We start from the raw sequence: 5317 nt of genomic DNA on the forward strand, positions 1-5317 counted from the left end.
AGCGCCGCGATCTCCTGGTCGAGGCGCCGGCGCTCGGCCAGGATGCGCCGCGCCCAGTCGACCAGGGCGACGCCTTCGGCGGTCAGGCCCTTGAAGCGCTTGTCGCGCTCGACCAGCGGCGCGCCGATCTCCTCCTCCAGCAGCCGCAGGGCCGCCGAGAGGGTCGACTGGCTGACGTTGCAAGCCGCAGCGGCGCGGCCGAAATGGCGCTCGTCGGCAAGGGCCACGACGTAGCGGAGATGGCGGAGCTGCATCGCGCGGGGTGGCCCTATCCCGCCGCGTCGTGGAGCTGCCAGAACCGCCATTTGCGGCCGTACTCCCGGCGCAGGCCGGCGACGAAGGCGGCATGGGGCTCGAGGCCGCCCGCGACACGGCCCGCGACGCGGCCGGCATCGACGAGGGCGAGGGCGGCATCGGCGTAGGCGGCCGAGGCACCGTGCGCGAGGACGAGGGCGACCGCGCGGCGGCGCAGGCGCACCGCTGCCTCCGGGTAGCGGGCCTCGAGCGCTTCGGCCGCGCGCAGCATCGGACCGGTGCGGGCGAGATCGAACGCGTCGAGCCGGTCGGCCGCGAGCCTGGCCGCCCGCCCGAGATCCGGCCATGCGACCAGGAAGTCGAGCGCCGCGGCCGGGTCGCGCACTGCCATGACGTGATCGAGGGCGCGCTGTTCTTCCGCGAAATCCTCGAAGTCGGGCAGGGCCTGCAGGTAGGTGCGCAAATGCCGGGCCGAGCAGGTGCGCTCGAAATGGGTGCGGCGCAGCGTCTGCGCTTCGGCGCGGCGGCCAAGCGCGTCCAGAAGCTCCAGGCGCAGGTCGACGGCGGCGTCCGCGCCGATCCGCGGCGGGTGACGGTCGATCCAGTCCAGCCCCTCGGCGGCGCGGCCGGCCGCCAGCAGCCGCCGCGCCACCTCGGCCGAATGCAGCTGGGGCAGCCCGCCGGCCGCGACCGCCGCGGCAAACGCGTCGACGTCGCCGTCGAGGTCCGCCAGCTGCAGCAGGCGCGACACCAGGGCGAGCCGCTTCCCCCGATTCTGCCAGTCGGCGTCGCCGGCGGGCAGGCGCGACAGCGCCGCCTGTGCCTCCCGGCGCATCGCCGCGCGGCCGGCCGTCCCCAGCGCCTCGGCCATCGCGGCGAGCAGGCCGTCGGTCGCCGGCGTCCCGTCGGCGTTGAGCGCCGCCGAGACGCGACGCGCCAGCGCCACCGGGTCGAGATCGGCCTGCGCGGCGGTCAGGCGACCGAGGTCGGCGACGGCGGCGGCGACCGCCGCATCGAGCCGGTCGCCCCCGAACTCGGCCCGGGCGAGGAGGGCCGGGGCGGCGTCGACCAGCTGCCACAGGCACTCGGCCGCCGCGGCCGGCCGCGCCGGCGCCAGGTCGTCGACGATCGCACGATGGAGGTCGGCGACCTCGCGCGCCGCCACCCTCGCCTGCTCGGCGTCCATGGGGGACCGGGCGCGGGCCATCTGCTGGATGCGGCGGACGACGTCGCCGGCGAGCCGCTGCGGATCGCAGACCGCCGCCAGCATGCGCAGGCGCCGTTCCAGCACCGCGTCGCCGGCCGCCCGCTCGATGAGGATGCCGGCCAGACGCTCGGCGCCCAGCGCGGCCAGTTCGCCGACGACGAGCGCCCTACGCCCGGCCATCGCCGACCCCCGGGCGATAGGTCTGCGGCGGCCGGCCGATGGTCCGGCGGAACATCGCCGCGAAGGCGCTGGCGCTGCGGTAGCCCAGCGCCGCGGCGAGCGCACCGACCGGCTCCCCTTCCGCGAGGCGGGCGAGCGCCAGGACGAGCCGCGCGCGCTGGCGCCATTCGGCGAAGCTCATGCCGGTATCCTCGCGGAAGCGGCGGGCGAGCGTCCGCGGGCTCGCCCCCACCGCCTCGCCCCACTCCTCCAGCGTGTCGTCGCGCGCCGGCTCCGCCAGCAGCCGGTCGGCGATGCGCACGAGACGGCGGTCGCGCGGCATCGGCAGGTGGACGGGTGCCGCCGGCGACGCGCGCAGCTCGTCCACCAGCAGCGCCACGACATGGCCGCCGCGACCGTCCTCGTCATATTCGATCGGTTCCGCCACCGCGGCGACGATGAGCTCGCGCAGCAGCGGCGACACCGCGATCACGGTGCAGCACCGCGGCAGCCGGCCGACGCGGCCGGTGTCGACATAGAGCGTGCGCATCGCGACCGCGGTCACCATGCGCACCGAATGGCGGACGCCGGCGGGAATCCACAAGGCGTAGCGCGGCGGGACCGCCCACGCCCCCGCCTCCGTCTCGACCCACATCAGGCCCGCGACCGCATGGACGAGCTGGGCGCGCGGGTGGGCGTGCGGCGGAATCTGGAAACCGGCGGCGAAGTCCTTCGGCATCGCCGCGACCGGGCGGGCGACATGCTGATAGTCCTCGGGATCGATGCTGCGGGCCATGGCGGGTCGGCGCGTCCGATTTGCGACGATGATCCGCCTGCCGGCGCCGTTGCGCCAGGGCAAATTCCGCCGCTACGGCGCCAGCAGGGTGAGGATCACCGAGATCGTCACCACCGAGCCGACCGTCGAGATCAGCACGGCGCTGGCCGCCCGCCGCAGATAGAGATCGTAGCGGCGGGCGAGGATGAAGACGTTGGCGCCGGTCGGCATGGCGGCGGCGATGGTCGCGACCGCGACCTCGAGCGGCGGCAGGGCGAAGAGATGGCGGGCGAGGAGCCAGACGAGGAGCGGAAGGGCGATCAGCTTCATCGCCGAGACGACGATGCTCTCGCGCAGGTCGCCCGCGATGTGCATGCCGTTGAGGCCGGCGCCGAGCGCCAGCAGCGCCATCGGCCCGGCGCCGCCGCCCGCCAGCATCAGGAACCGGTCGAGGACGAGGGGCAGCGCCAGGCCGGTCGCCCCCCAGACGATGCCGGCGACGATGGCCAGGATGATCGGATGGGTGGCGAGCGCCGCCACGCTCTGCCGGAGCGTGGCGAGCGGGCCGCGGCCGCGGTTCTGGCCGATCTCCACCAGCACCGTCGTCAGCGAGATCAGGATCAGCGAGTGGAAGGTGATGATGGCGAGCAGCGGCGCCTCGCCCTTCGCGCCGTAGGCCAGCACGACGAGCGGGATGCCCATCTGCACCGTGTTGCCGAAGGTGACGCTCATGCCCATGAACGCCTGGCCGTCGAGGCGGGCGGCGAAGGCGCGCCGGGCCACCACCATGCCGATCCCGTAGAGCAGCAGCGCGCCCATGAAGAAGGCGCCCGCGACCTTGAGCTCGTTGGGGCCGAGCCCGCGCTCGGTCGCGAGGCTGCGGAAGAGCAGCGCCGGGATCAGGACATGGAGGACGAGCTGTCCGACCCCGCGCGCGCCCTTGTCGTCGACGATGCCGAAGCGGGCGGCGGCCCAGCCCACGGCCAGCAGGCCGAACACGGGCAGGACGACCGTGAGGGTCGCCTCCAAGATGCGCGGAGGGGGTTCGGGCGGCGGCGGGCGGTCTAGAACGCCACCTTGTCGCCGCCCTTGAGCGCGAGTTCGGCGCGCGCCTCCTCCGGCGTCGCGATCTCCATCGACAGGCTCTCGATGATCGAGCGGATCAGCCGCACCTGCTCGGCGTTCGACTTCGCCAGCTTGCCCTTGCCGATATAGAGGCTGTCCTCGAGCCCGACGCGGACGTTGCCGCCCATCACCGCCGCCATGGTCGTGAACGGCAGCTGGTGCCGGCCCGCCGCCAGCACCGACCAGCGGTAGTCGTCGCCGAACAGCTTGTCGGCCGTCCGCTTCATGTGCATCAGGTTCTCGGGGTCGGCGCCGATGCCGCCGAGGATGCCGAAGATCGTCTGCACGAAGAGCGGCGGCGTCACCAGCTTGCGGTCGAGGAAGTGGGCCAGGTTGTAGAGGTGGCCGACGTCGTAGCACTCGTACTCGAACTTCACGCCCGCGCCTTCGCCCAGCTCCTTCAGGATGTATTCGATGTCCTTGAAGGTGTTGCGGAAGATGAAGTCGCGGGAATTCTCCAGCATCTGCGGCTCCCAGTCGTGCTTCCACTCCCGGGGCCGGTCGAGCATGGGAAAGAGGCCGAAGTTCATCGACCCCATGTTGAGCGACGTCATCTCGGGCTTGGCCAGCACGGCGGCCGCCAGCCGCTCCTGCAGGGTCATGCCGTGGCCGCCGCCGGTGGTGATGTTGACGACCGCGTCGGTCGACTGCTTGATCCGCGGCAGGAACTCCATGAACACCGCCGGGTCGGGCGTCGGCTTGCCGTTCTTCGGGTCGCGGGCATGGAGATGGAGGATGCTGGCCCCGGCCTCGGCCGCCTCGATCGCCTGGGCCGCCACCTCGTCCGGGGTCAGCGGCAGGTAGGGCGACATGGTCGGCGTGTGGATCGAGCCGGTGACGGCGCAGGTGATGATGACCTTCTTGGCGGCGGCCATGGCGGTTCTCCGGGAGACGAAGGAAGAGCGGGTCTAGACGTAGCCGAGCGTGCGCGGCAGCCAGAGCGCGATGTCGGGAAAGACTATGACGAGGGCCAGCGCCGACGCCATGGCGACGATCATCCAGATGACCCAGGGCACGGTCGATTCCATGGTCACCCCGGCCACCTTGCAGGTGACCATCAGGTTGACGGCGACCGGCGGGGTGAACTGCCCGATGGCGATGTTCATCGTCAGCAGGACGCCGAACCAGACCATGTCCCAGCCGAAGGCCATGGCGATCGGCACCAGGATCGGCAGCAGGATCAGGAAGATCGAGACGCCGTCGAGGAACATGCCGGCGACGATCAGCAGGCCCATCAGCACGGCCATCACGCCCCACTCGCCAAGCCCGAGGCCGAGCAGCAGTTTCGCCGCCTGGTCGAAGGCGCCGAGCGTCGACCCGGCCCAGGCGAAGACGCTGGCCAGGCCGACGATCAGCATCACGACGGCGGAGATCTCGCCCGCCTCGACGAGCAGCCGGTAGAGCCCGCGCAGGTCGATCGTGCGATAGACGAGGACGCCGACCGCCAGCCCGTAGAAGACCGCGACGACCGCCGCCTCGGTCGGCGTGAAGGCGCCCGTGCGCATGCCGCCCAGGATGATGACCGGTGCCAGCAGCCCCCAGGACGCATCCTTGAGGCTGGCCCAGACGCGCGGCCGCTCGCCCTCGTAGCGGTCGCCGAAGCCGTAATGGCGGGAGATGAGGACGATCGGCACCATCAGCGACAGGCCGGCGAGGATGCCGGGCAGGATCCCGGCGGCGAAGAGCGCCGGCACCGACGCGCTCGGCACGAGCACGCTGTAGACGATGAAGGCGATCGAGGGCGGGATCAGGATCGCGGTCGAGCCGGCGGCGGCGATCAGGCTGGCGGTGAAGGC

Annotated in this window: 6 protein-coding genes; all 6 read right to left on the reverse strand. The window is 72.6% G+C overall.

Translation table 11 applies throughout. From position 1 onward, the window contains the following. A partial coding sequence (locus tag ACE3Q3_RS22665) for a LysR family transcriptional regulator (RefSeq protein ID WP_374449846.1) occupies positions 1 to 254 on the reverse strand: 254 nt, incomplete at its 3' end. 14 nt (positions 255 to 268) lie between these two features. Beyond that, positions 269 to 1642, reverse strand: coding sequence for a DUF6880 family protein (locus ACE3Q3_RS22670; RefSeq protein WP_374449848.1), 1374 nt, complete (start codon positions 1640 to 1642; stop codon positions 269 to 271). Beyond that, positions 1629 to 2417 carry a helix-turn-helix transcriptional regulator gene (locus ACE3Q3_RS22675; RefSeq protein ID WP_374449850.1) on the reverse strand — a complete coding sequence of 263 codons (789 nt, stop codon included), beginning with the start codon at positions 2415 to 2417 and terminating at the stop codon, positions 1629 to 1631. The genes ACE3Q3_RS22670 and ACE3Q3_RS22675 overlap by 14 nt, the downstream gene beginning before the upstream one ends. A 72-nt stretch (positions 2418 to 2489) precedes the next feature. Next, positions 2490 to 3425 (reverse strand): AEC family transporter, encoded by a 936-nt coding sequence (locus ACE3Q3_RS22680; RefSeq protein ID WP_374449852.1) that lies wholly within the window; start codon positions 3423 to 3425, stop codon positions 2490 to 2492. Between the two features lie 35 nt (positions 3426 to 3460). Further along, positions 3461 to 4396 carry a 3-keto-5-aminohexanoate cleavage protein gene (locus ACE3Q3_RS22685; RefSeq protein ID WP_374449854.1) on the reverse strand — a complete coding sequence of 312 codons (936 nt, stop codon included), beginning with the start codon at positions 4394 to 4396 and terminating at the stop codon, positions 3461 to 3463. Between the two features lie 33 nt (positions 4397 to 4429). Continuing rightward, on the reverse strand, positions 4430 to 5317 hold an 888-nt coding region (locus ACE3Q3_RS22690), incomplete at its 5' end, for a TRAP transporter large permease (RefSeq protein ID WP_374449856.1).

Source organism: Allostella sp., from assembly GCF_041913585.1.
In the GTDB taxonomy this organism is placed as follows: domain Bacteria; phylum Pseudomonadota; class Alphaproteobacteria; order ATCC43930; family Allostellaceae; genus Allostella.

Excerpts from the sequence above, each read along its gene's own strand:
- ACE3Q3_RS22670 (WP_374449848.1), bottom strand. The coding sequence starts at position 1,642 with ATGGCCGGGCGTAGGGCGCTCGTCGTCGGCGAACTGGCCGCGCTGGGC.
- ACE3Q3_RS22675 (WP_374449850.1), bottom strand. The coding sequence starts at position 2,417 with ATGGCCCGCAGCATCGATCCCGAGGACTATCAGCATGTCGCCCGCCCG.
- ACE3Q3_RS22685 (WP_374449854.1), bottom strand. The coding sequence starts at position 4,396 with ATGGCCGCCGCCAAGAAGGTCATCATCACCTGCGCCGTCACCGGCTCG.